This is a genomic window from Hylemonella sp. P2_B10 (assembly GCF_056404875.1).
The window spans coordinates 558,233-584,329 of sequence record NZ_JBFUDE010000001.1 but is presented as its reverse complement, the minus strand read 5'-3'; the positions used below and the strand labels follow the sequence as shown (position 1 = coordinate 584,329).

At 65.5% G+C, this 26,097-nt stretch carries 28 protein-coding genes, 1 tRNA gene and 1 riboswitch; of the genes, 16 read left to right on the top strand and 13 right to left on the bottom strand.

Features of this window, described 5'->3' with window-relative positions; all coding sequences use genetic code 11:
- The 15 genes from AC1DX2_RS02755 (at window position 1) to AC1DX2_RS02685 (ending at window position 11,115) form a co-directional block, all read left to right on the top strand.
- Window positions 1-216 (top strand): hypothetical protein, encoded by a 216-nt coding sequence (locus AC1DX2_RS02755; protein WP_477194750.1) that lies wholly within the window; start codon window positions 1-3, stop codon window positions 214-216.
- Window positions 213-734 (top strand): hypothetical protein, encoded by a 522-nt coding sequence (locus AC1DX2_RS02750; RefSeq protein ID WP_477194749.1) that lies wholly within the window; start codon window positions 213-215, stop codon window positions 732-734. Before AC1DX2_RS02755 ends, AC1DX2_RS02750 begins: the two co-directional genes overlap by 4 nt.
- Window positions 731-1,114, top strand: a complete 384-nt coding sequence (locus AC1DX2_RS02745) for a hypothetical protein (RefSeq protein WP_477194748.1) — start codon at window positions 731-733, stop codon at window positions 1,112-1,114. Before AC1DX2_RS02750 ends, AC1DX2_RS02745 begins: the two co-directional genes overlap by 4 nt.
- Window positions 1,114-1,533, top strand: a complete 420-nt coding sequence (locus AC1DX2_RS02740) for an ASCH domain-containing protein (protein ID WP_477194747.1) — start codon at window positions 1,114-1,116, stop codon at window positions 1,531-1,533. Before AC1DX2_RS02745 ends, AC1DX2_RS02740 begins: the two co-directional genes overlap by 1 nt.
- Window positions 1,530-1,760 carry a hypothetical protein gene (locus tag AC1DX2_RS02735; RefSeq protein ID WP_477194746.1) on the top strand — a complete coding sequence of 77 codons (231 nt, stop codon included), beginning with the start codon at window positions 1,530-1,532 and terminating at the stop codon, window positions 1,758-1,760. Before AC1DX2_RS02740 ends, AC1DX2_RS02735 begins: the two co-directional genes overlap by 4 nt.
- Window positions 1,747-2,094 (top strand): hypothetical protein, encoded by a 348-nt coding sequence (locus tag AC1DX2_RS02730; protein ID WP_477194745.1) that lies wholly within the window; start codon window positions 1,747-1,749, stop codon window positions 2,092-2,094. The genes AC1DX2_RS02735 and AC1DX2_RS02730 overlap by 14 nt, the downstream gene beginning before the upstream one ends.
- Window positions 2,087-2,413 carry a hypothetical protein gene (locus tag AC1DX2_RS02725; RefSeq protein WP_477194744.1) on the top strand — a complete coding sequence of 109 codons (327 nt, stop codon included), beginning with the start codon at window positions 2,087-2,089 and terminating at the stop codon, window positions 2,411-2,413. Before AC1DX2_RS02730 ends, AC1DX2_RS02725 begins: the two co-directional genes overlap by 8 nt.
- Window positions 2,406-2,627 carry a hypothetical protein gene (locus AC1DX2_RS02720; RefSeq protein WP_477194743.1) on the top strand — a complete coding sequence of 74 codons (222 nt, stop codon included), beginning with the start codon at window positions 2,406-2,408 and terminating at the stop codon, window positions 2,625-2,627. The genes AC1DX2_RS02725 and AC1DX2_RS02720 overlap by 8 nt, the downstream gene beginning before the upstream one ends.
- Window positions 2,624-3,016, top strand: a complete 393-nt coding sequence (locus AC1DX2_RS02715) for a hypothetical protein (RefSeq protein ID WP_477194742.1) — start codon at window positions 2,624-2,626, stop codon at window positions 3,014-3,016. The genes AC1DX2_RS02720 and AC1DX2_RS02715 overlap by 4 nt, the downstream gene beginning before the upstream one ends.
- Window positions 2,925-5,519, top strand: coding sequence for a toprim domain-containing protein (locus AC1DX2_RS02710; RefSeq protein WP_477194741.1), 2,595 nt, complete (start codon window positions 2,925-2,927; stop codon window positions 5,517-5,519). The genes AC1DX2_RS02715 and AC1DX2_RS02710 overlap by 92 nt, the downstream gene beginning before the upstream one ends.
- 228 nt (window positions 5,520-5,747) lie before the next feature.
- The gene (locus AC1DX2_RS02705; protein WP_477194740.1) at window positions 5,748-6,176 is read left to right on the top strand and encodes a hypothetical protein; all 429 of its coding nucleotides are present in this window, start codon (window positions 5,748-5,750) and stop codon (window positions 6,174-6,176) included.
- Window positions 6,176-7,039, top strand: coding sequence for a DNA adenine methylase (locus AC1DX2_RS02700; protein WP_477194739.1), 864 nt, complete (start codon window positions 6,176-6,178; stop codon window positions 7,037-7,039). The genes AC1DX2_RS02705 and AC1DX2_RS02700 overlap by 1 nt, the downstream gene beginning before the upstream one ends.
- A gap of 622 nt (window positions 7,040-7,661) precedes the next feature.
- Window positions 7,662-8,690 (top strand): tyrosine-type recombinase/integrase, encoded by a 1,029-nt coding sequence (locus tag AC1DX2_RS02695; RefSeq protein WP_477194738.1) that lies wholly within the window; start codon window positions 7,662-7,664, stop codon window positions 8,688-8,690.
- A gap of 316 nt (window positions 8,691-9,006) precedes the next feature.
- On the top strand, window positions 9,007-9,528 hold the full coding sequence (locus AC1DX2_RS02690; protein ID WP_477194737.1) for a hypothetical protein: 522 nt from the start codon (window positions 9,007-9,009) through the stop codon (window positions 9,526-9,528).
- Window positions 9,529-9,537: 9 nt separating this feature from the next.
- Window positions 9,538-11,115, top strand: coding sequence for a recombinase family protein (locus AC1DX2_RS02685; RefSeq protein WP_477195749.1), 1,578 nt, complete (start codon window positions 9,538-9,540; stop codon window positions 11,113-11,115).
- Here the strand turns inward: AC1DX2_RS02685 and AC1DX2_RS02680 are convergent.
- The 11 genes from AC1DX2_RS02680 to AC1DX2_RS02630 form a co-directional block, all read right to left on the bottom strand.
- Window positions 11,074-11,149 (bottom strand) — tRNA-Asn (locus tag AC1DX2_RS02680). The two genes, AC1DX2_RS02685 and AC1DX2_RS02680, sit on opposite strands and share 42 nt — an antisense overlap.
- Window positions 11,150-11,184: 35 nt before the next feature.
- Window positions 11,185-13,377 (bottom strand): TonB-dependent siderophore receptor, encoded by a 2,193-nt coding sequence (locus tag AC1DX2_RS02675; RefSeq protein ID WP_477194736.1) that lies wholly within the window; start codon window positions 13,375-13,377, stop codon window positions 11,185-11,187.
- Window positions 13,378-13,472: 95 nt separating this feature from the next.
- Window positions 13,473-13,573, bottom strand: a riboswitch (TPP riboswitch).
- A 152-nt stretch (window positions 13,574-13,725) separates the two neighbouring features.
- The gene (locus AC1DX2_RS02670; RefSeq protein ID WP_477194735.1) at window positions 13,726-14,586 is read right to left on the bottom strand and encodes an Npun_F0296 family exosortase-dependent surface protein; all 861 of its coding nucleotides are present in this window, start codon (window positions 14,584-14,586) and stop codon (window positions 13,726-13,728) included.
- Window positions 14,587-14,851: 265 nt separating this feature from the next.
- Window positions 14,852-15,952, bottom strand: a complete 1,101-nt coding sequence (locus tag AC1DX2_RS02665; RefSeq protein WP_477194734.1) for an NAD(P)/FAD-dependent oxidoreductase — start codon at window positions 15,950-15,952, stop codon at window positions 14,852-14,854.
- On the bottom strand, window positions 15,949-16,278 hold the full coding sequence (gene fdxA, locus AC1DX2_RS02660) for a ferredoxin FdxA (protein WP_477194733.1): 330 nt from the start codon (window positions 16,276-16,278) through the stop codon (window positions 15,949-15,951). The genes AC1DX2_RS02665 and fdxA overlap by 4 nt, the downstream gene beginning before the upstream one ends.
- Before the next feature lie 175 nt (window positions 16,279-16,453).
- Window positions 16,454-17,743: a sulfate adenylyltransferase subunit 1 gene (locus AC1DX2_RS02655; protein WP_477194732.1), complete on the bottom strand. Its 1,290-nt coding sequence runs from the start codon at window positions 17,741-17,743 to the stop codon at window positions 16,454-16,456.
- Window positions 17,743-18,690 (bottom strand): sulfate adenylyltransferase subunit CysD, encoded by a 948-nt coding sequence (gene cysD, locus AC1DX2_RS02650; protein ID WP_477194731.1) that lies wholly within the window; start codon window positions 18,688-18,690, stop codon window positions 17,743-17,745. Before cysD ends, AC1DX2_RS02655 begins: the two co-directional genes overlap by 1 nt.
- On the bottom strand, window positions 18,687-19,502 hold the full coding sequence (locus AC1DX2_RS02645) for a phosphoadenylyl-sulfate reductase (RefSeq protein WP_477194730.1): 816 nt from the start codon (window positions 19,500-19,502) through the stop codon (window positions 18,687-18,689). The genes cysD and AC1DX2_RS02645 overlap by 4 nt, the downstream gene beginning before the upstream one ends.
- Window positions 19,502-19,903, bottom strand: a complete 402-nt coding sequence (locus AC1DX2_RS02640) for a DUF934 domain-containing protein (RefSeq protein ID WP_477194729.1) — start codon at window positions 19,901-19,903, stop codon at window positions 19,502-19,504. The genes AC1DX2_RS02645 and AC1DX2_RS02640 overlap by 1 nt, the downstream gene beginning before the upstream one ends.
- Before the next feature lie 15 nt (window positions 19,904-19,918).
- Window positions 19,919-21,697 (bottom strand): nitrite/sulfite reductase, encoded by a 1,779-nt coding sequence (locus tag AC1DX2_RS02635; protein WP_477194728.1) that lies wholly within the window; start codon window positions 21,695-21,697, stop codon window positions 19,919-19,921.
- Between the two features lie 82 nt (window positions 21,698-21,779).
- Window positions 21,780-22,571 (bottom strand): sulfite exporter TauE/SafE family protein, encoded by a 792-nt coding sequence (locus AC1DX2_RS02630; protein ID WP_477194727.1) that lies wholly within the window; start codon window positions 22,569-22,571, stop codon window positions 21,780-21,782.
- 231 nt (window positions 22,572-22,802) lie between these two features.
- Between AC1DX2_RS02630 and gshA the strand changes: the two genes are divergently transcribed.
- A complete protein-coding gene (gshA, locus tag AC1DX2_RS02625) occupies window positions 22,803-24,365 on the top strand; it encodes a glutamate--cysteine ligase (protein WP_477194726.1) in 1,563 nt (520 codons plus the stop codon).
- 18 nt (window positions 24,366-24,383) lie between these two features.
- Here gshA and AC1DX2_RS02620 read toward each other — a convergent pair whose 3' ends face one another.
- Window positions 24,384-25,154: a glutathione S-transferase N-terminal domain-containing protein gene (locus tag AC1DX2_RS02620; RefSeq protein ID WP_477194725.1), complete on the bottom strand. Its 771-nt coding sequence runs from the start codon at window positions 25,152-25,154 to the stop codon at window positions 24,384-24,386.
- A gap of 27 nt (window positions 25,155-25,181) precedes the next feature.
- Complete coding sequence (locus tag AC1DX2_RS02615) at window positions 25,182-26,081, bottom strand: peptidylprolyl isomerase (protein ID WP_477194724.1); 900 nt, start codon at window positions 26,079-26,081, stop codon at window positions 25,182-25,184.
- Between the last annotated feature and the right edge of the window lie 16 nt (window positions 26,082-26,097).

The window sequence follows — 26,097 nt, the reverse complement described above, 5'->3', positions numbered from 1 at the left end:
ATGGACCGCGACCACGCCACCCCCACAGAACCCACGCCGCGCTGGAAGGTCAGCCTGCAGCGCGTTGGCACCCGCCTGAAGGGCCACGTGCAAGTGGCCGCCCTCAGCGAAGCCGCCGCCGAGAAGAAGGCGGTGGAGCAAACCATCGAAGTGAGTTATCCCAACACCCTGCCGCGCCACTGGCGCGTGCTTCAAACGGAGAAATTGGCATCATGAACCTGACCCCTCACCCCACCAACAACGCCGAGCTGGGCCCGCCCAAGGACTGGGACCACAGCAAGCTGCCATGCGTGGCGCTGCCCGTCACCCGGGTGCAATACGCCGGCTACGAGCACGTGCTGTCTTTCTGGAAGCCGACGCCGGAGGAGTTGCTGATGCTGTGCGCGGGTGGCACGGTGGGCCTGTGGATTGCCGGCACCACCATGCCGCCGGTGATGCTGACGGCCAACCCGGCCGTGCCGGCGCAGCCCGAGGCCTGGGTGCCGCTGACCGAGGCGGAGCTGGTGGCCCTGAGCTGCCAGGCCATGGGCGCACCGTTCACCGACATCACCGACCCAAACGACGCGTGCAACCAGCTGGTGCGGGCGCTGGAGCTGAACATCATGCGCGGCACGCGGCCGGTGGACCCTGCGCACATGTCGGACGACGATGCCGAGGCCTGGCACAAGTCGGTGCAGGCGCTGGCCGAGCAGCAGGCGGACGTGGCCAGGGCAGGGCGGGAGAACCTGCAATGACCGCAGCCGCAAGCAACCAGCCGCTGCGCAAGGACAGCAAGGCCTCCAAGCTGATCGCCTACCTGAAGGCAAACCCGGGCAGCGTTGTGACGTATGACGATGCCGCCGAGGTGATGGGCTGCCCGCCCGGCTCCGTCCACCAATACCTGGGCCCGGCCAGGAACAAGGGCCTGGTGGTGAAGGTGCTGCGCGACGACGTGCTGTGCATCGCGCTGCCCGAGGATGCGCCGACCGAGGAGCCCGCGCCGTTCAGCGCCGGCCTGTGGTCCGATGGCGAGCTGTCGCTGCACAACGCGCCCATCAACGACGCCGGCGACGTAGTGCTGACGCCGGCGATGGTGGACCAGGTGCGCAAGCTGCTGTGCGGGGGCCAAGCCTGATGTTGCTTAACTTTCAGCGCCAGTTCGCACACGACGTGCTGCAGGGCCTCAAGCGTCAGACTATCCGCGCCGCCGGACGCCACGTGCCGAAGGTGGGCGACACGGCCTACTGCTACACCGGCCTGCGCACGGTCAGCACCATCAAGCTGGGCGAGTGGCCGATCTGGAAGGTGCAGGCCATTGTGTTCAACCTCACGCCCGAAGGTCAGATGGTGGACGTGGTGGTGGGCGGCAAGCCGCTGCGCTCCATCTTTCAACTGGCGGAGCTGGCGATTGCTGACGGCTTTGAGAGCTACTGGCAGATGCGGGAGTTCTTCTGCTCCAAGCACCCGCCGGGGGACTTTGAGGGCTGGGTGGTGTCGTGGACGTGGAAGCGCCAGCGTGGGGTGGTGTTGCCGTTTGCGCGGGGTGCCGTGTGAACCACGAAACGGCCACCCCCAAACAGCAGGCCGCGCGCAAGAAAGCCGGCCTGGCCTGCGCCAAGAAGCTGGACGCGGCGATCGCAGGCCTGCGGGACTACCTGAACGCCTGCAACGCCTGCAACGACGCCAGCGGCTACCGCGGCGCCGACGACGGCCGCCAGATCCTGATCAGCAACCTGGCCGAGTACTCGGCCTACCTGGAGAGCCACCATGGCAAAGACTAAAACCCCCGTGGTGATCGAACGGGGTTGGGTGTGGATGACGCACCCCAGCCGCAACGGCGGAAAGCCGTTCCCCGTGCGCCTGTTCATGGTGGACGGTTCGCTGTGCTACCAGCCGTTTGACTTTGACGCCACCGACTTCGACCACAGCCTGATGGACGAGGACTGGGCCAAGTGGCCATCGCATGCCGGTGTGCCAGAGACGCAGTCCGTGCGCAGCGCGCTGGACTTCGCGCTGGACCAGCTGGTGGGCTGGGTGCATTGGAAGTGCCCGGCGAAGTTCAAGGCGGAGCACCTGGCCAAGATTGCCGAGCTGCGCGCGGTGACCCATGGTTAAGCGCTTCAGGCCCGAGCCGGTGCTGCGCAACGATGCCGAGCGCCTGGCGCTTGAACTGGCGGTGACGCTTGGGCCGGGGTGGCATGGCATTCCGTTGGCCCAGGGCTACTTTTGCGCGCAGATGGGGCACTGCTTGCGCGTGGCGCCGCACAAGGACGGCTATCTGTGCACCTACACCGACAACGCCCGGCGCTTTACAGGCACTGGCGCTACACCGCACCTGGCGGTGGCCGCCTGCAACGAGACCATCGTGCAGTTTGCCGAGCGGGTGAACCGCCACTTTTCACGCGTCTACAACCGGGAGGTGGCCCATGGCTGAGACAAGCACCGCCAGCGTCTATTGCATGAACCGCGCCTGCACCAGCATGTGGACCACCTGCTGCAACGCGCCCATCCACGCTGAGGCGGCGTGCCCGCGCTGCGGCCAGGCCGTGCACCCGGCTGACGCTGACGAGCGCTGGAAGCTGGCCTATGGGCCGTTCACGGTGAAGTCAAACACGGACACCACCTTTCCGAAGGCGCCGGCGCCATGACCACCACCCACCCCTGCGCCGCCACCGGCTGCCAGCACCTGGTGGCCAACCACCTGCTGATGTGCATCACCCACTGGCGCCAGGTGCCGGCGCCGCTGCGCGAAGCGGTGTATGCCGCCTACCGCGACCTGCGCCGGGCCCGGACGCTGACCAGCCTGCAACGCTACAACGCAGCCACTGCCGACGCCATAGCGGCCGTGGCCGCCAAGCAAGAGAAAACACTGGCCGCGCACACGCAGGCCGGGGGCGACCTGTTCTCCAAAGATTCCATCGCGACGAGCATAACTACACAAGCCAATGGCAACCACTCACCACTCACACCGCCCGGGCGCGCACCCGGACCAACCCGACCAACAGACCCAGCAGGACCGGGAGGCGGCGGAGGCTGAGCTCCAGCGTGAGGCGGCGCGCAAGATCGCCGTCAAGGTGCTGTCCACCGGGGTGCTGGCCCCGGAGCCGCTGCTGGCCCACCTGCAGGCCAAGGGCATCGAGCGCGCGCCGATCGAGAAGGCCATACGCGCCGGCATGCTGGGCCTGAACACCCATACCAGCCGCACCCAGCCCGCCGGCGCCAAGGGCTACGGCGGGCCGGCCGCCACGTATGTGGTGCGCGACCAGCATGCCGCCGAGGTGGTGGCGGTGGACATGCACTACCTGGACCCGGCGCTGAACGGCGACCAGGCCACGCTGACCAAGGGGGACGCGCAAGGCCCCTGGTGCAGCAACTGGAAGCTGGTGGCCACGGCCAAGACGGTGTATGTGGTGCAGACCTGCCTGGACGCGCTGGCGGTGGAGAGTTGCCTGGTGCCGGCAGACCAGGCCAAGCCCCACATTGCGGTGATTGCCACGCGCGGCACCTGGGGCCTGGACCAGGTGGACTGGACCATGCTGCGCGGCAAGCAGGTGCTGGGGTGCTTCCACAACGACAAGCCGGGGGAGCATGGGTATTGCGCGGGCCTGTCGGCCTTCTGGCGGCTGCACGAGCTGCTGACGGGCCTGGACATCAGCTGCCTGATGGTGGAGCAGGGCGAGTGGCGCGACCGGAACGACGCCAAGGTGCAATACACCAGCGTGGCTGACGTGCTGCTGGCCTGGGGCGTGGCAGACACCACCCGGGCGCTGCGCAAGCTGCAGGAGTGGTTGATACCCGGGCTGATAGGGGACCGCGAGCGCCTGGGCAAGCCGCGGCTGTGGTTGCCTGGCCACGACTTCAGCGCCTACTGGAAATACCGGGTGAAGGAAGACTTCACCCAGGTGGTGGGCAAGGTGACCAAGCCCGAAGAGGGCGACGTGGACGGCAAGGACAAGCTGGACTTCCAGGAAGTGTGCGGCTTTCGCGTGGCGGCCGTGAGCCGGGTGCGCATTGCCAGCGACCACAGCACCATGACGGGCAACCCCGACAACGCGCCCACCACCATGTTTGCGCTGAGCGTGCAGGTGGCCAGGCACGGGGCCACTCTGCAGCGCATCGTGGTGGAGGACGAGAAGCTGCACAACATCGAGGTGTGGCAGAAGCTGGGCCCGGTGTTCGCGCCCACGCCGTTCAAGCGGCTGATCAACGTGTGGGAGCGCGCAGCCGGCATTGGCGCGCGGGATGCTGGCAACTTTGTGGGCTTGTGCTGGCGTGAAGGCAAGCTGGCGCTGAACGAGGGCACGGACTGCTATTTCACCGACCCGCACGAGCAGTGCCCGTACCACAACCTGACATTTCCCAGCGCGTCGCTGGAGGACGGTGTGCGGGTGATTCAAGAGTTTCAGCGCACCTTCAGCCATGGCGAGGCGGCTATGCCGCTGGTGTGGGCCCTGGGTGCGCACCTGAAGGCCTTCCTGGGCTTCTGGCCGCACTTTGTCATGCAGTCGGACAAGGGGGCGGGCAAGAGCACGGTGGTGAAGGCCATCGGCACGGCCGTGGCGATGCACCAGTTCAGCCGGCAAACCCTGCAGAGCGAGTACCGCATCATCGGCTCGGTGAGCTACACCAGTCAACCGGTGGCCTGGGGCGAGTTCAGCACCAACAAGCAGGAGCTGCGGACCAAGGCGATCGGTACGCTGCAGGAGAGCTACCAGTACGAGAGCACCAGCCGTGGGGTGGGCCTGAAGCGCAAGTTTTTGATGTGCGCGCCGGTGCTGCTGAATGGCGAGGACGTGCCCGTCGACGGCCTGGAGGGCAAGATTGTGCGCAGCACGCTGACCAAGGACCGCCGCGGCGCCGTCATCAGCGCGGACTGTCCGACCTTCCCCATGCGCGAGTGGATCCGCTGGCTGGCCACGCTGAAGAAGGAAGACGTGCTGGCGCTGCATGCCCATTGGGTGATGAGGCTGGGCGTGTCCAGCGTGGCCAGGGCAGACGACGCCGGCGCCGAGCGCATGGTGACCAACTACGCGGCCGTGCAGGTGGCCTGGCAGCTGCTGCAGGACTTCCTGGATGCCAAGGAGGGCGACGAGCTGGAGTACTTTGAGAGCTTCCTGACCACGCAGATGAACGAGCACATCACCGAGACCGGGGCCACGCGGCACCCGTGGGTGTGGATCATCGAGAAGGCGCTGTCTGAAATCGCGCGCAAGGAGTTCCGCTACCCATTTGTCTATGAGGGCGAGGACGCCGACGAGGTGCTGTGCATCCGCACCAGCCACATCATGGAGCACATCAGCACCAGCACGGGCCTGCGCGCCTTCTATGACGAGCTGCCCATCAAGAGCGACCGCGCGCTGAAGAAGCAGCTGCTGCAGGCCGGCGTGCTGGTGGTGGACCCCAAGCGCCCCACCGAGCCCCTGGCCGTGGAAAAGACCGTGCACAGCATGCGCATAGGCCACATGGTGCAGCTGAAGCTGGCCGCGCTGAAGCAGTATGGGCTGCACGCGGTGGTGCCGAAACACAAGATTGAAGAGTGACGAAAAAAATACTGTGAATACCAAACGGCAGCGAATTTGCTGCTTTTTCGCGTGAAAAACGCGTTTTTAAAGGTATTGAAAATGATCACCGAACTGAAATTTCTGGATGTTGTGCGTGCACTTGGCGCCCAGGGCCGTGCGGATATTTCGTGGGCTGCAGATCTGCAGCTGCCTGCCACTTCTGAGGCCATGGCGCGAGAAATCATCTTCGTCATTTGCAATAGCGGCATGCGGCACACCGTGGCCCAGCAGATCTACACCCGCTGCATGACCCAGCTCGAGCTGGGCCGGCGCGTGGAGCTGGTGTTTGGTCACAAGGGCAAAGCGGGCGCGATCGAGTACGCGTGGGGCGAACGGGAGACGCTGTTTGCTGAGCTGCAGGCCAGCACCGACCTGGTGGAGTTTTGCGGCGAGCTGCCGTGGATCGGCCCCATCACCAAGTACCACCTGGCCAAGAATTTCGGGGCGCAGGTGGCGAAGCCCGACGTCCACCTGCAGCGCCTGGCCGACCTGGAGGGCGCCACTGCGCAGGATCTGTGCGAGCGCCTGGCCCGGCGCACCGGCTACAACGTCGCCACTGTCGACACTCTGCTGTGGCGTGCGTGCGCCACCGGCGTGCTGAGCTCGCACACTGGCGAGCTGCTGGTGGCTGCCTGATGCGGCCGGCACTTCGGTACCACGGCGGCAAGTTCCGCATTGCCCCCTGGGTGATGAGCCACTTCCCGCCCCACACCTGCTATGTGGAGCCCTTTGGAGGCGCCGCCGGCGTGCTGCTGCAAAAGCCGCGCTGCTATGCCGAGGTGTACAACGACCTGGACGGCGAGGTGGTGAACTTCTTCAGGGTGCTGCAGGATCCGGCGCTCCGGGCCCAGCTGGTCGACCTGGTGGTGCACACGCCCTATGCGCGCGCCGAGTTTGAAAAGGCCTGGCTGCCGGCGCGCGGCCAGGTGGAGCGCGCCAGGCGCCTGGCCATCCGTGCGCAGATGGGCTTTGGCAGTGGCGGGGCCACGCGGGACACCACGGGGTTTCGCGTCGACATCAAGCGCAAATATGGCACGGCGCAGGCGCTGTGGGCTGAGTACCCGGAGGCGATCGCCAAAGCTGGACAGAGATTCGCCGGCGTGCTGATCGAGTGCAGGCCGGCGCTGGAGGTGCTGGCGCACCACGACAGCCCGGAGACGCTGCACTTTGTGGATCCGCCCTACCTGCACAGCGTGCGCAGCACCCACGCTGGCAGCAGCGGCCGCGGCTACAAGCACGAGATGACGGACGAGGACCACCAGGCGCTGCTAGAGGCCATCCTGGGCCTGCAGGGCATGGTGGTGGTGAGCGGCTATGCCTCGCCCCTGTATGACACGGCGCTGGCCGGCTGGAAGCGGGACACCACGCACGCCCGGATCGCTTCGCAGCGGGGCACCAAGCTGAGCACCGAGGTGCTGTGGCTGAACCCTGCGTGTGCGGCCGCGCTGGCGCCTGAGCGCCGTCCACAGCACAGCCTGGCCCTGGAGCCGGCCCTGTGAGCCCGCTGGAGGCCTTCCTGGCGCCTCGATGCACGTTCCCCGCCCTGCGCGCAGCGCCTGGCCGGGGCGATTGTTGCGCCGTCCGCTTCAATCCCCTTGTCGCCACCCCCCACACCCCCCCACGAGGTTTCGGGGCCTGGCAGGGGCCGACCGGAGACAAACCGCCGCGCGCGATAGCTTTTTCCTACCTGGGGCATCGGGGAGTGTGCGGAAAACCCGTGGTTACAGGCCCTTGTAACCTTGTTACCCCACGTGGCAGTAAGGCAAAACCCCCCACGCCGAAATTTCAGAATCCCCGACTTGCGTTTGGTTATCCACGGGTTGGCCTGTTTTTTCCACGGGTCACTTTTCGAGCTTTTGCGCCCAGCCCTTCCTCTACCTCTCTCTTTTCATTGGAGAAAGAGAGAGAAGAGAGGGGCGCAGGGGCAAGCGCGCGCATCCCCGCATTTTTTGACTGCCTGTTTTTTAATCCCCGGGTTTGCTATCAAATTGGTAGCTATTCCGTGGATGAAATGGCACACTCGTGGACAGTGAAGCCATATGAATCAATGACTTACGGCGATGCCCCACGAAATCCCCGATCCACGGGTAAAAACGCCTATACCCCCGCGGGAGGTTCACTGTGAGCGCCGGCGAGGTGACCAACGCGTTCCTGGTGGACGAGTGGCTGATCTTCATGGAGGCCGGCAAGGGCCGGCTGCTGCGCACGATCGAGACCTATCGCCAGTGCCTGGCCAAGCTGGTGGAGTTCCTGGAAGGGCGGCTGGTGACCGAGGCCACGGCCGAGGAGCTGGAGGTGTTCACGGGCATCTGGCTGCACCGCCGCGGCGTGATCGCGCGCAGCCGCAAGACGTACATCAGCTGCATTCGCGGCTTCTATGTCTGGCTGTATGCGAAGGGCCACGTGCAGGACAAGGCGGCCGAGGGCCTGGAGCACCCCAAGGCCGGCAAGGCGCTGCCGCGGGTGATCACGCTGGCCAATGCCGAGAAGATGATGTGGGCGCCGGACATGAGCAGCTTCATAGGCGTGCGCGACGCCTGCATGCTGGGCCTGCTGATCGGCTGCGGCATGCGGGTAACGGGTGTTGTATCGCTGAACGAGAGCAGCCTGGTGGTGATAGAGATCGAGTGCGAGCCGCGCATGGTGGTGCGTGCTATGGAGAAGGGCGGCAAGGAGCGGATCATCCCTGTGCCGCGCGAGGTGGAGATGTTGCTGCGCGTGTACCTGGCCCACGAGGAAATGGCCAACATCGATCGCAGCATCACCCTGCCAGGCGGCCGGCGCGACAAGGTGCTGTTTGTGTCGGTGCGCTCCACCAGGCTGCAGCCACATGAGCACATTGGCGAGAAGCGGCGCCTCACGCGCAAGGCTGTGGACGACATGGTCAAGCGCTACGGCAACCGCCTGGAGATCCCGCCCGACCAGCTGCACGCTCACGCCATGCGCCACCTGTTCGGCACCGAGCTGGCCGAGTCGGACACGCCCACCAAAAGTATTGGCGACCTGATGGGTCACGTGGACTCGCGCAGCACCGACGTCTACCTGCACCTGGCCATGCGCAAGAAGATGGCCACGATGGACAAGGCCGCGCCCATGGCCAAGATGCGCACACCGGTGAGCGAGCTGCTCAAGCGCCTGCCCAAGGGCTAACCGCCCCGTCCACCACCCGCCGCCCTTTTTCCTGAAGCACCACATCCATGCATCCGAGCGCGCCATGCGGTTACCGAAATCTACTAGCGTCACCATGCAAGCCATGCCACGATGCCCGCAAACCCGCATGCCTATTGATGCGCTGCCCCGCCTGCGCACCTGGCCCGAAACCTGTTACAAAGCAGGCAAACTCAGGATGGCCCCTTGCTGACCTCACTGCGCACTCTGTCAAAAGGCGCAGTGCATTGGCATGCGCTCACAGGGATGGATGCAGCCCATGACTCATGAAAGGCGCAGTGGATGGCCTGCACGCCCGGTGCAGCAGCTGGACCTGGACCTGGGCGACGAGGGGGTGGGGGCTCGGCAGGCAAGCCCCGCCGCCCCGGCAGGGGGGGGTGGGTACCTGGATGAATGCAGCCCTTCCGAGATTTTTGGTCGAGCTGAGAAATTTTTCGCAAAAATTGCCAAGGTGGTGGCCGCTGGCGGTTCGCCCGACCAGGTGCGCGAAGCAACCATGCTCGCCGAGCTCGCGGACATGGGCCTGCCGGGCGTTTTGCTGCAGGTGGCCGAGGCCATCGGCTTTGACGCCTTCATGAAGGTCTGGCAGCTGCTGGACACGGCGCCCGAGCTGCTCGATGAATCGGGCTCCGGGATCCAGCTGCGCATGCCTCGCTTCCGCGCCTGGCGCCGGTACCAGCGCAACCGCTACATCGAGACCCTGGCCGGCATGGGCTACGACACCGGCGAGATCAAGGACGCTGTGCGCCGGCAGCTTGGTGAAGAAATCTCAAATCGTCACACAAGGCGCCTGCGCGGTGACCGCCGGGCAAAAATCTGAGACCGCCCAATGAAAAAAGCAATCATCTATGCGCGTGTTTCCACCGCGCGCCAGGCTGACGATGGTGTCTCCATGGAGAGCCAGATCGAGCAATGCCGGGTCAAGGCCACTCAGCTGGGGGCCGAGGTGGTGGAAGTGTTCCGCGACGACGGCGTGAGCGGCCGCACCGACAACCGCCCCGGCTTCCAGGCCGCGCTGGCCTACTGCGCCGCCTATCGCGTGTCGCATTTCATTTGCTGGTCCACGTCGCGCTTTGGGCGCAACCTCGAGGACGCCCTGAAGAACGCCAGCCAGCTGCGCGAATGGGGCACCAAGGCCAGCTACGTGCATCAGGATATCGACCTGGAGACCGACCAGGGCTGGATGGTTGGCGTCATGACCGGCATGATGGACGAGATCTACTCGCGCAATGTCTCCCGCGACACGCTGCGCAGCATGATGACCGCGTCACGCGACGGATTTTGGGTAGGAGGCCATGCCCCATTTGGATATCGGGCCGAAAAGATCGGCAAGCGCTCCAGGCTGGTCATTGACGAGGAGGCCGCGCCAATCGTGCGCAAGATGTTTGACCTGGCGCGCTGCCACGGCCTTGGAGCCCAGGCAGTGGCGCACGAGCTCAACACCCTGGGCCTGAAGCGCGACGGCCGGCCCTGGGGCAAGAACACCGTCAACGCCATGCTGCACAACACCAGCTACAAGGGCGAACGCGTTTTTAACCGCACCCACAACAAGACCCGCGAGGCCAAAGGCGCCGACCAGGTGGTGCACGTGGCCAGCCACCCGGCCATCATCCTGAAAGAACACTTTGACGAGGTACAGACCATGATGCAAGGCAGAATTCCCCACGCCAGCGGCGGCACGCCGCGCAGCAGCTTCGCGTTTTCCGGGCTCATGGTGTGCGGCGTGTGCGGCAACCCTCTGCAGATCCGCAACGGCACCGCGCGCAACGGCACGCTGCACAGCTACTACGCCTGCCTGGCCCACAAGAAAGGCCAGCCGCGGTGCTGCCTGCGCGCCGTGCCGGCGGAAAAATTCGACCACTGGATGGTGATGGAGCTGCTGGAGAAAGTGCTAACCGTGAAGGTGGTGGAGCAGGTGGTCACCGAGGTGCGCGCCAACGGCGGCCAATGGGCGAAGGACCGCGAGCTGCAGCGCAAGGAGCTGGTGAAGACCATGCGCGAGGCAGAGGGCCGGCGCAACACGCTGTACGAGCAACTGGAAACCACCGGCAAGGGCAAGCTGGATCTGGAGGACATCACGCCGCGGCTGCGCGCACTGAATGAGGCCATCCGCAACACCCAGGACGCCCTGGAAGTGTTGGAGAACACGCCGGCGCCGGACTATGACCTGGTGGACGTGGATCCACACCAGGCGGTGGCCACCATCAGGGAAGTGATCATGAAATGCGAGGACAAAAAGAAACTCAGGGGACTGCTTGGCACGTTTGTGCAGCAGGTGGCCCTGAGTAATGTTTCTGTGACTGTGGAATATCGCGAAGATGCTCTGCTTCGCAACCCGACGCCTACGGTTCACAGTGGCGTTAGGTGGCTCCTCGACCTGGGCTCGAACCAGGGACCTACGGATTAACAGTCCGGCGCTCTACCGACTGAGCTATCGAGGAACAAGACTTAAATTATAGCGTGTTTTTGGCCGGTTTCAAAAAAGCGTTTGAGCCGACAGTCTAAAAGTACGCGGTGCGCCGCTGAACAAGTACACATGGCCAAACTGCAGCGGCGACTCGCGGAAATAGTTGCGGTCTGTTGCGTTGTCCACGTTCAATTGCCATGTGGTCTTGAGGCCCCAGGCGCGTGTCTCCAAACGCGCGCCCAGGTCCACGCGCGTCCAGGCCGGCAGCATCAACGATCCGTCGGGCAGCACCACGCGCGAGCCTTCGCTGGACACATCCGCCTGCAGCGACAGGCCAGTGATGGCGGCCACCTTGTAGCGCAGTTGGGCGCGAACGATGGTTTCGGGCACGTTGGGCGGGCGCTTGCCATTCAGTGCCGGCGCGATGTGGCCGTCTTGCCGCTTGGCGTCCAGCCAGGTGATGCCGCCGTTCAGCGCCCATGGGCCGGTTTCCATGCCGCCGGTCAGCTCCACACCCTGGTGGCGCGCGCTGCCATCGCGTTCCAGTTTGCAGGAGAGCGGCGTGTCGTCGCAGGCACCGGCGTCACCGTACAGTGGGCGCACGATGTCGAACCAGGTGGCGCCCCAGTGCAACGTGCCCTGGCTGACCTTGACGCCCACTTCGGTTTGCGCGCTCTTCAACGCCGGCAACACCTGGCCGGCGTTCAGGTACTTGGGCAGGCGTGGCGCCACCGTGCTCTCCACACCGAAGCCGCGGCTGGCATAGACCAGCGTGGCCGGATCCAGCTGGTAGCTCAGTGCCAGCCAGGGCGTGGACAGGCTCTGGTCGTAGGCGGACAGTTGCACACCGTCGGTCATGCTGCTGGTGCGCGACAGATTGGTACTCCTCAAACCCAGCCAGGTCTTGAACTGCGCTGTCCAGGCGATGGCGTCCATCACCGACAGCTCGGTGGTGCGTTCGTCGCGGTTGCCATCCCAGTCGAAGGTGCTGGGGTCGGCCGGCAGCACCGGCAGCGTGGCCAGGTTGCCGGTGCCCACGTAGTTGTAGGCCTGCGGCTTCACTTTCACCGTGGTGCGGCTGGCCATGGCCGTCAGCACCAGCTCGTGCGTGATGTTGCCGGTGTTAAAACGGCCGTGCAGTTGCGCCTGCAGCGCGTCCAGGTTGCGCCGTTCGTCCTCGCTCCGATAGTCATACAGGTCGTAGTCGCCGTTGGCGCCATAGCTGGCGTAGCCGTCGGCATAGTTGGGGCCGAAGGGGAAGGCCGCGCGGTCGTCGGACTTCAGCCGTTGCGTGCCAGCCTGCAGCGACCAGCGCCAGTCGTTGCCCAGCGCCTGCTCCAGGCGCAGCGTGCCGGTCACACCGTCCAGCACCACCGGCAGGCTCCAGGGCTGATTGTTCAGGTTCAGCTTGGCGTTGGGCGCGGGCAGGGTGTTGCCCAGCAGGCTCAGCCCCGGCACGCTGGGCTGCGACTGGTGCGAGCTTTCGATCTCTGCCTGCAGCAGCGTGTCGCGGCCCAGCCGCCAGTCCAGCGCCAGCGCGAACAGGTTGCGCTGGCCGCGGGAGTTGGCTGTGGCGCTGTCCAGTCGCTCGGCCCCCGCGTTCAGCCGGTAACCGAACTCCTGGTTGGCGCCCCAGCGCCCGCCCAGGTCCAGCGCGGCCAGCAGGCGGCCATCACTGGTGGTGGACAACAACAGACTGCGCAGGTCGGTGCTGGTGGGGCGCTTGACCGCGTAGTTGACGACGCCACCCGGCGCGCTGGTGCCTGCCTGCATGCCGCTGGTGCCTTTGAGGATTTCCACCCGCTCCTTGTTGTCCAGCGCGATGGCCGTCTCGGTGCTGATGGGCAGGCCCTCGCGGCGGAAGTTGTACTTGTTGTCCAGCACGAAGCCGCGCACGGTGGCGTAGTCCCAGTAGCCTATGGTGTTGTAGGCGTCGCTGACGGAGGGGTCCAGCTTGATCAGGTCCGCCAGCCGGGTGGCGCCCAGCTCGGCGATCTGGGCCGCACCCACCACACTGGCGCTGATAGGTGTGCGCGACAGCGGCGCGTCGCCCAGGCCCAGGAAGTCGGCCGGCGCGTTGCCGGCGCGTTCGCTGACCACCACCGCGGGCAGCGTGGCCGGTGTGCCGGCCTGCTGGGCGGCGGCGGCACCACTGAGAAGCAGCAGCATGGCGGCTTTGGCCAGGGCCGAGCGTGGGCTGGGCGGCCGTTCGCGGGCGTGCGCGGCAAAGCGTGAAGAAAAAGGCAGATTGGAAATTGCCATAACGTTTCAAAAACTCCAACGTCATAGCAGGTCGGCTTGGACTGAACCCCGGTGACCGCATGAGAGGCCCAAACCAAAATATGGATGAGCGGCGGCCGGGTTCCGGACAGCTTCCCTGCGCGAGGATTACCTCAATCAGGTTCAAAGGGACTCTCTCAGTCGCCGCATGGCTGCGGCAACACCCCTAGCGAATGTGCTTGCGGTCTTGGAGGACTGCAGGCACGCAGCGGATTCTACGTCAATGTGCCGAGGGCTTGACCGCGCGCCCTGCGGTGGAAAAGAAAAGGGCCTGCGCGCGGCAGGCCCTGAGGGGTGGATGTGTCGGGCTGGCGTCGCCAGCCTTGGCGCTTACTTGCGCGCGCTGCGGCGGCGCAAACCGGCCAGGCCCAGCAGGCCGGCGCCCATCAGCGCCAGCGAGCCGGGCTCGGGTACTTCAGACAAACCGACCACGATGTTGTCCAGCTCGAAGGCGACGCCGGTGGTGCGGAATTCGAAGGCGGTGAAGTTCTCCAGCGCCGAGAAGTCCAGGTTCACGTAGACGTTGGAGCCTGGCAGGAACTGGTTGCCGCTGCTGCCGGATTGCGAGGCCAGCACCTCGGCGCCGGTGATCACGCCGTCTTGCATGAGGCCTGAGGCCTGGGTGATCAGGCTGTTGCCCTGGTAGAAGGCGACGTTGTTGTAGGTGTCGATGGAGCCGTAGTACAGGCCCAGGTAGGAGATCTTGTAGCCCGGGAACAGGCTCAGGAAATCGGCATAGTCCACGCGGATCGTGGCCGGGTGGGCTGCGTCCACCGAAGCGCCGGGGCCGGGGCCGAAGCCAAAGCAGGTGCCATCGTCGGCGGGGGTGGCGGCGAAGCCGGTGGTGCCCTTGCGCACGCCGAAGCCGCCGTTGGTCACCGTGATGTCAACGCTGTTGTAGGAATTGATGGCACAGCCCTGGTCCTGGTTGATGTTCACACCGGGCTGCGGATTGGCAGCCGTGGTGCCGGCAGGCAGGTAAGGCGCGGCGGTGCGGGCGTCGAAGGTTTCAATGAAATAGCCGGAACCCGCGATGGCCACGTTGGTGGTGGGTACACGGCTGCTGGTCACGCCGGAGCCGTCGCCAGCCACCTGGCCGCCGAAGGTCACCAGCACGGCATGCGCCGGCAGGCTGCTCAGGGCCACACAGGCAATGGCGGCAGCGCTCAGGGTTTTCAAGGTCTTGTTCATTTTTCCTCCATCCTCTCGGTCAATTTGAAAGTGTGAAATAAGTCACACTCTTGGAATCACACAGTTAATACTATGCAAATTGAATGCCAGGAGGAAAAATTCTCACAAGCCTTTGATTTTATTTGTATTTATTATAATTGAGCAGTGTTAGTAAATAACACCGACAGTGTCTGTAAATAAGTCCGACATAATTTCGGCAAGGCGCTGGGTGGCTGAAAATCGGCTTTTTCAGCCGCCGTGCATGCCGGCCGCGCGCGGAACCGGTTCAGTCGAACGTGGGTGTTTCGACGCCCAGCACCTTGTGCAGCTTGGTGCTGGTGGTGGTGTACTGCAAGAAGACCTTCTTGTCCGGGAAGATGAAGGGCACGGCGCCGAAGGCGGCCAAAGCGCATTCATGGAAGCCGCTCAAGATCAGCTTCTTCTTGCCCGGGTAGGTGTTGATGTCACCCACCGCAAAGATACCCGGCTCGCTGGTGGAGAACTTTTCGGTGTCCACTTTCAATTGCCGGCGCTCGATGTCCAGACCCCAGTCGGCAATCGGCCCCAGGCGTGGGCTGAGGCCGAAGAACACCAGCAACTGCTCCAGCGGCAAGCTGCTGGTCTGGCCCTCGGTGTCGGTGATCTGCACGGCAGTCAGGTGTCCCTCCTGCTCTTGCATGCCGCTTACCTGGCCGGCGATGAAACGCAACTGCCCGGCATCGCGCAGCGCGTGCATCTTGGCCACGCTGGCGGGTGCGGCGCGGAAGCTGTCGCGGCGATGCACCAGCGTGATGCTGCGTGCCTTGTTGGGGCCTTCCTGCGCAAAGTTCAGCACCCAGTCCAGCGCCGAATCACCACCCCCCACCACAACAAGATCCTTGTCGGCAAAGACTTGCGGCTTCTTCACGCTGTAGTGCACCTGCGTGCCCTCGAAGGCCTGCAGGCCTTCCACCGCCAGCTTGCGCGGCTGGAAGGCGCCCACGCCAGCGGCGATGAACACGGTTTTGGTGAGAAATTCCTGGCCCTTGGCGGTGGTGATGAAAAAGCGGCCGTCGTCCTGGCGCTGCACGGTGCTGACTTCCTGGCCGAAGTGGAAGGTTGCGCCAAAGGGCTCGATCTGCTTCAGCAGATTGTTGGTCAACTCCTGGCCGGTGCACACCGGCACGGCGGGGATGTCGTAGATGGGCTTGTCGGGGTACAGCTCCACGCACTGGCCGCCGGGGTAGGGCAGCGCGTCGATCACGTGCGCCTTGATCTCCAGCAAGCCCAGCTCGAACACCTGGAACAGGCCCACCGGGCCGGCGCCGATGATGACGGCGTCGGTTTCTATTCGCGCCAGGGTGGCGGCCGTGACGGCAGGGAGGGCGGGCGCGCCCGGTTCGGTCATCGCTGCAGTTCGCCCAGCTTGCCGGTCTTGTCTTTCCAGTCGTCGGCGTCGGCCGGCGGCGTCTTGCGTTTGGTGATGCTCTTCCAGCTGCCCAGCTTGGCCAACTCAGCGTTCAGCGCCGTCATGTGCTGCTGGTCGGCTGGCACGTCTTCCTCGGCATAGATGGCATTCACCGGGCACTCGGGAATGCACACGGCGCAGTCAATGCACTCGTCGGGGTCTATGGTCAGGAAGTTCGGGCCTTCCCGGAAGCAGTCCACGGGACAGACGTCCACACAATCAGTGTATTTGCAGCGTATGCAGGCTTCGGTGACGACGTGGGTCATGTTGATGGATTGTTATGGGTCGGATGACAGGGGTCTCGTGCCCGCCGCGCACCCAGAGCGAGAGTGGGCGGCCGGGGAAGCCTTGATTTTAGGGGGTTTCCAACGTCCGGCGGCCTTCAGGGGCATGCCGCTCTGGGGTCTTTGCGCCAAATCAACGGGCCAAGCTGGCCGCCACTCACAGCACCAGCAGCGCGCCCGCAGTCCGGTGGCTGGCGGTGTCCACCAGCACCAGCGAGCCCAGCAGGCGCGACTGCGCGAACGGCAAGGTGGCCACGGGCTCTTGCAAGGCCAGTTCGATGTGGCCGATGGCATTGGCTTCCAGCTGGCTGGCGTCCTGCTCGGCCAGGGTGTTGATGTCCAGCTTGTGCACCACGCGCTTGATCTTGGCCTTGACCCAGCGGTGGCCATGCAGCGCCCAGTACACACGGCCGGCCACCAGCGGTTCGTCGTCCATCCAGGCCACGGTGGCGCGCAGCTCGCGGCCCGGTGTGAGCGAACGACCCTCGGCGTCCACCGCCAGCAGCCAGTCGCCGCGCGACACGTCCACCTCGCGGTCCAGAGCTATGCCGGCGCCATGGCCGGCGGCCACGTCTTTGGGCGTGCGTGCGTGGTTCAGCACCTGGGCGATGGTCGCGGTCTGTCCGCTGGGCAGCACCTTGACCTGCTGGCCTGGCTTGGCGTTGCCGGTGGCCACCCGGCCCCAGAAGACGCGCCGGCCTTGCGTGGTGTCGCTGCTGGCCGAGAATTTTTCCACCCACTGCACCGGGAAGCTGAAGGCCAGATCCGTTTCCTCCGGTGTGGCGGGCAACTTTTCCAGCAGCTGCAGCAGACTCTCGCCGCTGTAGTTGCACCAGCCGGCCGTCGCTTCCACCACGTTGTGGCCCTTCAGCGCCGAAATCGGGATGATGCCGGCTACCGTGATGCCGGCGGCCTGGGCAAACGCCTGCAAGGCATGGCTGATGTTGGCAAAGGCGACGGCGGCGTTGCCCTCGGTGTCGGGCTTGGCGGCATCTTCCACCGCGTCCAGCTTGTTGACAGCGAACACGATGGAGGGCACGCGCAGCAGGTTCACCAGCAGTGCATGGCGGCGGGTTTGCGGCAGCAGCTTCAAACCGGGCGTTTGCCAGGCCAGCTTGGTGGCATCCACCAGCACCACGGCGGCGTCGGCGCTGCTGGCGGCGGTGACCATGTTGCGGGTGTACTGCTCATGGCCCGGTGCGTCGCCGATGATGAACTTGCGCTGCGCGGTGTTGAAGTAGCGGTAGGCCACGTCGATGGTGATGCCTTGCTCGCGCTCGGCGCTCAAGCCGTCGGTGAACAGCGCCAGGTCGGCCTCGCCGCTCTTGGAGACGCTGGCCAGCTGGTCTTGCAGCACGGCGCGGCTGTCCACCAGCAGGCGGCCGATCAGCGTGCTCTTGCCGTCGTCGACCGAGCCGCAGGTGATGAATTTGAGGGCTGCGCTCATCAGAAGTAACCGTCTTTCTTGCGTTTTTCCATCGAGGCTTCGGAAGTCTTGTCGTCCATGCGGGTGGCGCCGCGTTCGCTGACGTCTACCGACAGCGTCTCCAGCACCACGTCGGCCGCGTTGGCGGCCGTGCTCTCCACCGGGCAGGTGCAGGTGATGTCGCCCACCGTGCGGAAGCGCACGTCGCGCGTCACCACCTGTTCGCCATCCCTGGGGGGCGTCAATCCGGTCACCGGCACCAGCAGGCCCTTGCGCTCCACCACCTCGCGCTGGTGCGTGTAGTAAATGGAGGGCAGGGCGATCTGCTCGCGCTCGATGTATTGCCACACATCCAGTTCGGTCCAGTTGGAGATCGGGAAGACGCGGAAATGCTCGCCCGGCTGCAGCCGGGTGTTGAACAGTGTCCACAGCTCAGGCCGCTGGTCCTTGGGTTGCCACTGGCCGAAGCTGTCCCGGTGCGAAAAGATGCGCTCCTTGGCGCGCGCCTTTTCCTCGTCGCGGCGGGCACCGCCGATCAGCGCGTCGAAGCGGAACTCTTCGATCGCTTCCAGCAGCGTTACCGACTGGTGTACGTTGCGCGATTCCAGCGGGTGCGCCAGGCGAACCGTGCCACGCTTCATGGAGTCTTCCACGTTGCGCACGATCAACTCGGCTTGCAATTCCTGGGCGCGGAAATCGCGGAAGTCCGTCACCTCGGGAAAGTTGTGGCCGGTGTCGATCATCAGCAGCGGGTAGGGGATGCGGCCGACGCCGAAGGCCTTTTCCGCGCATTTCAGCAGCACCAGCGAATCCTTGCCGCCGGAAAACAGCAGCGCGGGGCGCTCGAAGGCGGCGGCCACCTCGCGCAGGATGAAGATGGTCTCTTCTTCCAGCGCGTCCAGGTGGTCGTTGCTCAGGTGCGCAGGTGCCGCGTGTTGCAGCAGGTCGGGCTCGGTGCGGGCGTTCATGCGGGGGTCACTTCGTTGTTGTGGGGGCGGATCAGGCTGGAGACCGGGGCGGCGGCGTGGTCGTCGCGCACATGCAGGCCGCATTCCTTCGCGGCCTCGTCCTCCCACCACCAGCGGCCGGCGCGGAAATCCTCGCCCAGGCTGATGGCGCGGGTGCAGGGCTCGCAGCCTATGCTGGGGTAGAACTGGTCGTGCAAGGGGTTGTAGGCCACCTGGTTGATGGCGATGAAGTGCCAGACATCGCCCCAGGTCCAGTCGGCCAGCGGGTTGTACTTGGCGCGCGCCGGGTCGCTGTCGTCTCTGGCAGGCACCTCGGCCCGGGCGTTGGACTGCTCACGGCGCAGCCCGGTGATCCAGGCTGTTTTGCCGGCCAGCGCGCGCGCCAGCGGCTCCACCTTGCGGATCTGGCAGCAGCCCTTGCGCAGCGGCACGCTCTTGTACATGGCGTCCTTGCCTTCGCGGCTGACGAACTGGATGACGGACTCCTGCACCGGCTTGAACACCTCCACCGGCACCTTGGACGTGGCTTGCAGCTGTTCCAGCAGCGCCAGCGTTTCCTTGTGCAGCATGCCGGTCTCCAGCACGAAGATGCTGACGTCCAGTTCCAGGTGGTTGACCAGATGGGCCAGCACCATGTCCTCGGCGCCCAGGCTGGAGGCCAGCGTCACGGCCGGCTGGGTGGCGCCCGGCGCGCGCGCGTGTTCTGCGGCAATCTGTTGCAGCAGCGTGGTGGTGCGGGCCAGCTTGACCTCGAATTCCTTCGAGGCGCGGGCGTGCAGGCTGATGGCCGAAGAGGGGGTGGCAGAGGACATCAGGCGGCCTTCGCGAAATGGGGCTGGGTGGTGGCCGCATCGCCCTGGTAGTAGCTGGCGAAGTGGCTGAACTGGTGCTCGGCGGCGGCGCGGTCCTGGTCGGCGCGCAGCACGGCGGCATCAAAACCGGTGCGCTGCATCTGCACCAACTGGTCCACCAGCACGTCGCCCACCGCGCGTATCTCGCCAGCAAAGCCCAGGCGGCGGCGCAGCAGGAAAGCCTGGCTGAAAGCACGGCCATCGCTGAATTTCGGAAAGCTCAGGTCGACCCGGGTCACGCCGGCAAGCGCCACGCCACGCGGGTCCACGTCATTGGCCAGGGCCAGCACCTGGGGGTTGCCTTCGGCGCTTTCGTCGGCCTGGTGCTGGTCGTGCGTTATCAGTTTCAGGGTTTGTTGCATGGTGAGCTCGGCTTTTCAGGCTTCGGCCGGGGCGGCATGGCGCACCCGGTTGGCGGCGGTCTTGAAGGGGTCGGCGCCGACGCGGCGCAGGGTGGCAATGAAGGCCTCGCCAGCCTGGCGTTCGCTCTTGTAGGTGTCCAGCACGGCCTCGATCACGTCGGGCACTTCGGCGGCGGAAAACGACGGGCCCACCACCTTGCCGGGCGTGGCCGCCCCGCTCAGGGTGGAGCCGTCGGAGCCGCCCAGCGTCACCTGGTACCACTCTTTGCCGTCCTTGTCCACGCCCAGGATGCCGATGTGGCCGCTGTGGTGGTGGCCGCAGGAGTTGATGCAACCGCTGATGTGCAGGTCAATCTCGCCCAGGTCGTGCAGCTCGTCCATGTCCTGGTAACGCTCGGTGATGGCCGCCGCCAGCGGCAGGGAGCGTGCGTTGGCCAGCGCGCAGAAGTCACCGCCCGGGCAGGCGATCATGTCGGTCAGCAGGCCCACGTTGGCGCGCGCCAGGCCCAGTTTTTTGGCGGCCTGCCACAGCGCGGGCAACTGGTGTTGTTGTACCCAGGGCAACAGCAGGTTCTGGTCGTGGGTGACGCGCGCCTCGCCAGCGCTGAACTGCTCGGCCAGCTCGGCCACCGCGTCCAGTTGCTCGCCGGTGGCGTCGCCGGGGGCCTGCTTCAGCCGCTTGAAGGACAGCGTCACCGCGCGCAGCGTCGGGTTCTTGTGCGGCGCCACGTTGCGCTTCAGCCAGCGCTGGTAGTCCAGGTTGTCGTCCGAGGCCTCGCGCAGCAGGTTGACCACGCCCATCTCACCACTGGCGCCGGTCTTTTCCAGCGTCGGCGGCACGAAGGAGGCCGCCACGCGGTCCAGCTCGGCCTGCGTGATGGTGTGCTGGCCGCCGTCGTGCGCGATGATTTCGGCGTATTCGGTCTCCACTTCGCTGACGAAGCGCTCACCTTCGGCCTTCACCAGGATCTTGATGCGCGCCTTGTACATGTTGTCGCGCCGGCCCCAGCGGTTGTACACGCGCACGATGGCTTCCAGGTAGTTCAGCACCTGGTTCCAGGGCAGGAATTCGCGGATGGTGCTGGCGATCACCGGCGTGCGGCCCATGCCGCCGCCCACCAGCACCTTGAGGCCCAGTTCACCGGTCTCGTTGCGCAGCAAGTGCAGGCCGACGTCATGCCACGGCGTGGCCGCACGGTCTTCGGCGGCGCCGGTGATGGCGATCTTGAACTTGCGCGGCAGGAAAGCGAATTCGGGGTGCAGCGTGCTCCACTGGCGGATGATCTCGGCCAGCGGCCGCGGGTCGGCCACCTCGTCCACGGCGATGCCGGCCAGCGCGTCGCTGGTGATGTTGCGTATGGTGTTGCCGCTGGTCTGTATGCCGTGCATGTTCACGCTGGCCAGCAGCTCCATCACGTCGGCGCTTTTGACCAGCGGGATCCAGTTGAACTGCACGTTCTGCCGCGTGGAGAAATGGCCGTAGCCGGTGGGCATGTCGGTGGTGCCCAACTTGCCCTGGGTGGCGATGGCCTTGCCATAGACCTCGGCGCTGGGCTGGTCGTAGTCGCGGGCGATGCGGGCCAGCACGCGCAATTGGGCGCTGGAGATCTCGCCATAAGGCACGGCGATGCGCAGCATGGGCGCATACCGCTGCACGTACCAGCCGTTTTGCAGCCGCAGCGGTCGGAATTCGTCATCACTCAAGGTGCCGGCCAGGTTGCGCTCCAACTGGTCGCGGTACTGGGCGGCGCGGCTCTTGACGAACTGTTTGTCGAACTCGGTGTACTGGTACATGGTGGTCAGTTCTTAGTCAGTTGAGGACAGAGCAAAAATTGCTCCGCAATTTCTTGGTCTGTCCCGCAAAGTTTCATGATGGTCAGATGGCAATGAGCTTCACGCCGGCATAGGCCAGCAACAGCGACAGCAGGCCGCGTATGGCGCGCTCGGGGATGCGGTGCACCAGACGTGAACCCAGCCAGATGCCAGGCAGCGAGCCGGCCAGCAGCCGGGCCAGCAGGCCCCAGTCCACCGAACCCAGCGAGGCGTGGCCCAGACCGGCCACCAGCGTCAGCGGCACGGCGTAGGCAATGTCGGCAGCGACGATGCGCGGCAGCGGCAGCAGCGGGTACAGCAGCAGCAGCACGGTGACGCCGATGGCGCCTGCGCCTACCGAGGTCAGCGTCACCAGCGTGCCGATCAGCGCGCCAAACAGCAGCGGCAGGCTCCAGTGGCGCGGCGTGGTGGCCTGGGCTTCCTGGCCCGGCAGGATCTGGCGCGGGGCGGCTTTGCCGCGCAGTGCCTTGTACAACGTGGCGGCGGCGGTCAGCAGCAGGGCCACGCCCAGCGTGGTGGTCATGATGGTCTGCACCAGCGCGCTGGTGGTGCCCAGCTGGCGCAGCGCGTACAGCGTCAGCAGCGCGGCCGGTATGCTGCCGGCCGACAACTGGGCCACCACGCGCCAGCTGACCATACGCTGGCGTGCCAGGTTCAGCGTGCCGCCCAGTTTGGTAAAGCTGGCAAACAGCAGGTCAGTGCCCACCGCCAGGTAGGGCTTGACGCCAAAAAAGAAGATCAGGATGGGCGTCATCAGCGAGCCGCCACCGACGCCGGTGAGGCCCACCACGAGGCCGACGAAAAAGCCGGCAAAAACGAACGCAAAATCCTGCATGGGCCGAACTTTACGGGTCTACCCTTAGATTTCAAACTACATTTTGAGAATGCCTATATACGATTGAGCTATATAGTTCCGTGCTGGCCGTCTATAGCAGGTTGCCGCCTCCCGCGCTTGCCGTTCCGGCATTGGACGGCGCCAGCGGGGCTGATTTGAAAACGGCGGGTGCCGGCCCCGGCATTCCTCTTTACACTCGCCAGACTAAAACCAGGGGACACGGCGTTCATCATGTTGAAATTCACCGCCTGTGACGCGATCAGGCAGTTTTCCCACAATGGCGAGGCGCAGTTGCTGCGTGACATCACGCGCGGCTTCGAGCGCGAGACCTTGCGGGTGGGCGCCGACGGCAAGCTGGCCACCACGCCGCACCCGCGCGAGCTGGGCTCCAAGCTGACGCACCCCTGGATCACCACCGATTACTCGGAAGCGCTGCTGGAATTCATCACGCCGCCGTCGCAAAGCCCGGACTTCCCGCTGCAGTTCCTGCGCGACATCCACCGCTTCACCGTCGGCCAGCTCGATGGCGAGTACCTGTGGGCCGGCTCCATGCCCTGCGTGCTGACGCGCGACCAGGACATCCCCATCGCCAATTACGGCAGTTCCAACAAGGCCCGCTTCAAGCACGTGTACCGCGAAGGCCTGAGCCTGCGCTACGGCCGCTCCATGCAGACCATCGCCGGGGTGCACTACAACTGGTCGCTGCCCGAGGCTTTCTGGACGGCGCTGCGCGACTGCACCGGCGCCAGGGGCACGGTGCAGGAGTTCATCAGCGAGCGCTACTTCGGGTTGACACGCAACTTCCTGCGCTATGGCTGGCTGGTGCCCTACCTGTTTGGCGCCTCGCCCGCGCTGTGCAGCACCTTCCTGCACGGCCAGAAGTCCGACTTGCGGGAACTGGTGCCGGGCACCCTGTATGGGCCGTACGCCACCAGCCTGCGCATGAGCGACCTGGGTTACCAGAACCGGGCGCAATCCACCCTGCACGTCAGTTTCAACTCGTTGCGCGAGTACGCGCAGGCGCTGGACCAGGCGATACGCACGCCCGACCCGTACTACCAGCAGCTGGGTGTGCGCGAAGGCGGGGCGTGGAAGCAGTTGAACGCCAACCTGCTGCAGATCGAGAACGAGTTCTATGCCGCCATGCGCCCCAAGCGCGTGGGCCGGCACGGTGAGCGGCCGGCCAAGGCTTTGCAGACCTATGGCGTGGAGTACGTGGAAATGCGCCTGTTCGACCTCAACCCCATGTTCGACGTCGGCATCGCACCCGAGCAGAGCGTGTTTGCCGATGTGCTGCTGCTGATGTGCATGTTCCGCGACAGCCCGCCCATCACCCCGCGCGAGCAGGCCGAGAACGACGAGAACAAGCGCCGCGTGGTCAACCAGGGCCGCCAGCCCGACCTGCAACTGTGGGTGCACAACCGCGAACAACCTTTCCGCGCGCTGGCGCACGAGTTGTTCGACGAGATGGCGCCTTTTGCCGAGGTGCTGGACAACGCCTACGGCGGCCAGCGCTACACCAGCGTGATGGCCCAACTGCGCGAGCGCATCACCCACCCCGATGCCACGCCATCGGCTCAGGTGCTGGAAGCCTCGCATGCGGCCGGCGGTTACTTCGCCTATGTGATGGAAGCCTCCAAAAAGCACAAGCAGGCGTTGCTGAACGATCCGCTGGATGCGCAGGAGCAGGCCAAGTTTGTGGACAGCGCCAAGACCTCGTTGCAGGCCCAGGCCGACCTGGAGGCCAGCGAACAGGGCAGTTTTGAGGACTACGTGGCCGGCTACTACGCCTGACAGGGTCGACGCGCCTGGTCAGGCGGCATATTGCCGCTCCAGGTAGTCGATGATGGCGGCTGATTCGAACAGTTGTGTGCCGGTGTTGGCGTCTTCCAGGTAGGGCAGTTGCACCCGGCCAAGCCGTTGCAGCACCTGCTCGCGCTTGCCGCCCTGTTTCGGCTGGTAGGGGCCGGGCTTGACGCGCATCGCCGCCGGCCCCAGGTCGGCCCATTGCTCCTTGCCCAGGTTGTGCAGGGTGTAGGGCAACTCCAGCTCGGTCAGGCGTTCGCGCACCAGGCGCGAATAAGGGCTGGACTCAAAACTCCACAGGTCCAACAGCTTCTTGGGCGACTTCGACGGCCGGGCCTGCTGCCCGCGTTCGCCGCGTACCAGCTTGCCCACCAGGCTGGCAGCGCTGGCCCCGGGATGCGCCTGGTAGTCGGCCGGTACCGCGCCGCCACCATAGGTCTGAAACAGGTAGGCGATGATGTCATCCGGCCGGTGCAGGCGTGTGTCGCTGTTGGCGTCCACCAGCAGCGGCGGCGAGGGCTGGCCGCCCAGGCGCAGCAACTCGGCGCCAAAGCGTTGGCCGCCCAGGGGGCAGGGGTAGATCTGCGCGTCCAGGCCCAGCGCTGTCAGGGCTTCACGCACCAGTCGGCAGTCGGGGTCACCCTCGCGGTCATACAGTTTCAGTGGTTGCGCGGGTTGTTGCGCCGCCCGCCTGACCCGGGTGCCGCGCCACAGCGCCAGCGTGGAGACTGCCACCGAACCCAGCACGGCGAGTTGGTGCTTGGCGGCTTTGAGCATGTGGGGCCCGTCTGGAAGGAAGGGCCGTCAGGGCTTGGCCGGCGGCGTGCGGGTGGGCACGTTGACATTGCACACATTGGTGTGCCCGGGCTTGTAGACAAACCAGTCGCTGGCCGGGTTGCGTCCGGCTTCCACCACAGCGGCAAATGCGGGCGTGTCGGTGCGCATCACCTCCAGCGCCGGGCGTTCAGCAGCGGGAATGTCCGCCAGCAGCCGGGTGCGGCCCAGTGGGATGTGCTGCTCGGGCTTGTCGTAAAAGCCCAGGTTGCCGGTGCCGCGCGGCAGCGCCGAAAGCAACTCCATGCCTTTGAGCACGCGCCCCACGGTGGTGATGTTCAGGTCCAGCCGGCGCGGTGCCTGGCCGATGATGACGTACAGGCTGACGCCGGTACCGCTGTCGGCCTCGGTGCCGCGCGCCACGCCCACCACGCCGTAGCAGTGTGGCAGCCAGGCCTGGTCCTTGGCCGGGTTGGCGGCTGCGGGCATGCCGTCGACGAAGCCGGTTACCGCGGCCCATTCGTCGGTATCGGCCAGTTTGGTGATGGGCAGGTCCTTGTAGCTGACCGAGAACTCTGCGGGTACCTTGGTCTTGGCGCTGCCCAGTGGCAGCGCCTTGGCCTTGTCTTCGTCGTTGGGGTCGCCCCACTGGGTGACGTAGTTGTCTTGCACGCGGATCACCGAAGACTTGCTGTAGAAGCCCTCGCGTGCCAGCGTGCGGATGTTGGCGGCACTCTGAGGTGCGAAACGCGGCGCGAGCTCGATGATGACCTGCCCGCCCTTGAACTCCATCACCAGCGTGTTCTGCGGGTCCAGCGGCCGCCAATCGGTGGGTTTGGAATCCTTCAGGATGTCGGCCACCGAGCGGGCGGGCGCGGTGGTTTGCGCGCCGGCGCTCAGGGTGGCGGCTGTTGCGACGGCCAACAGCATAGCGCGGGCGAGGGCG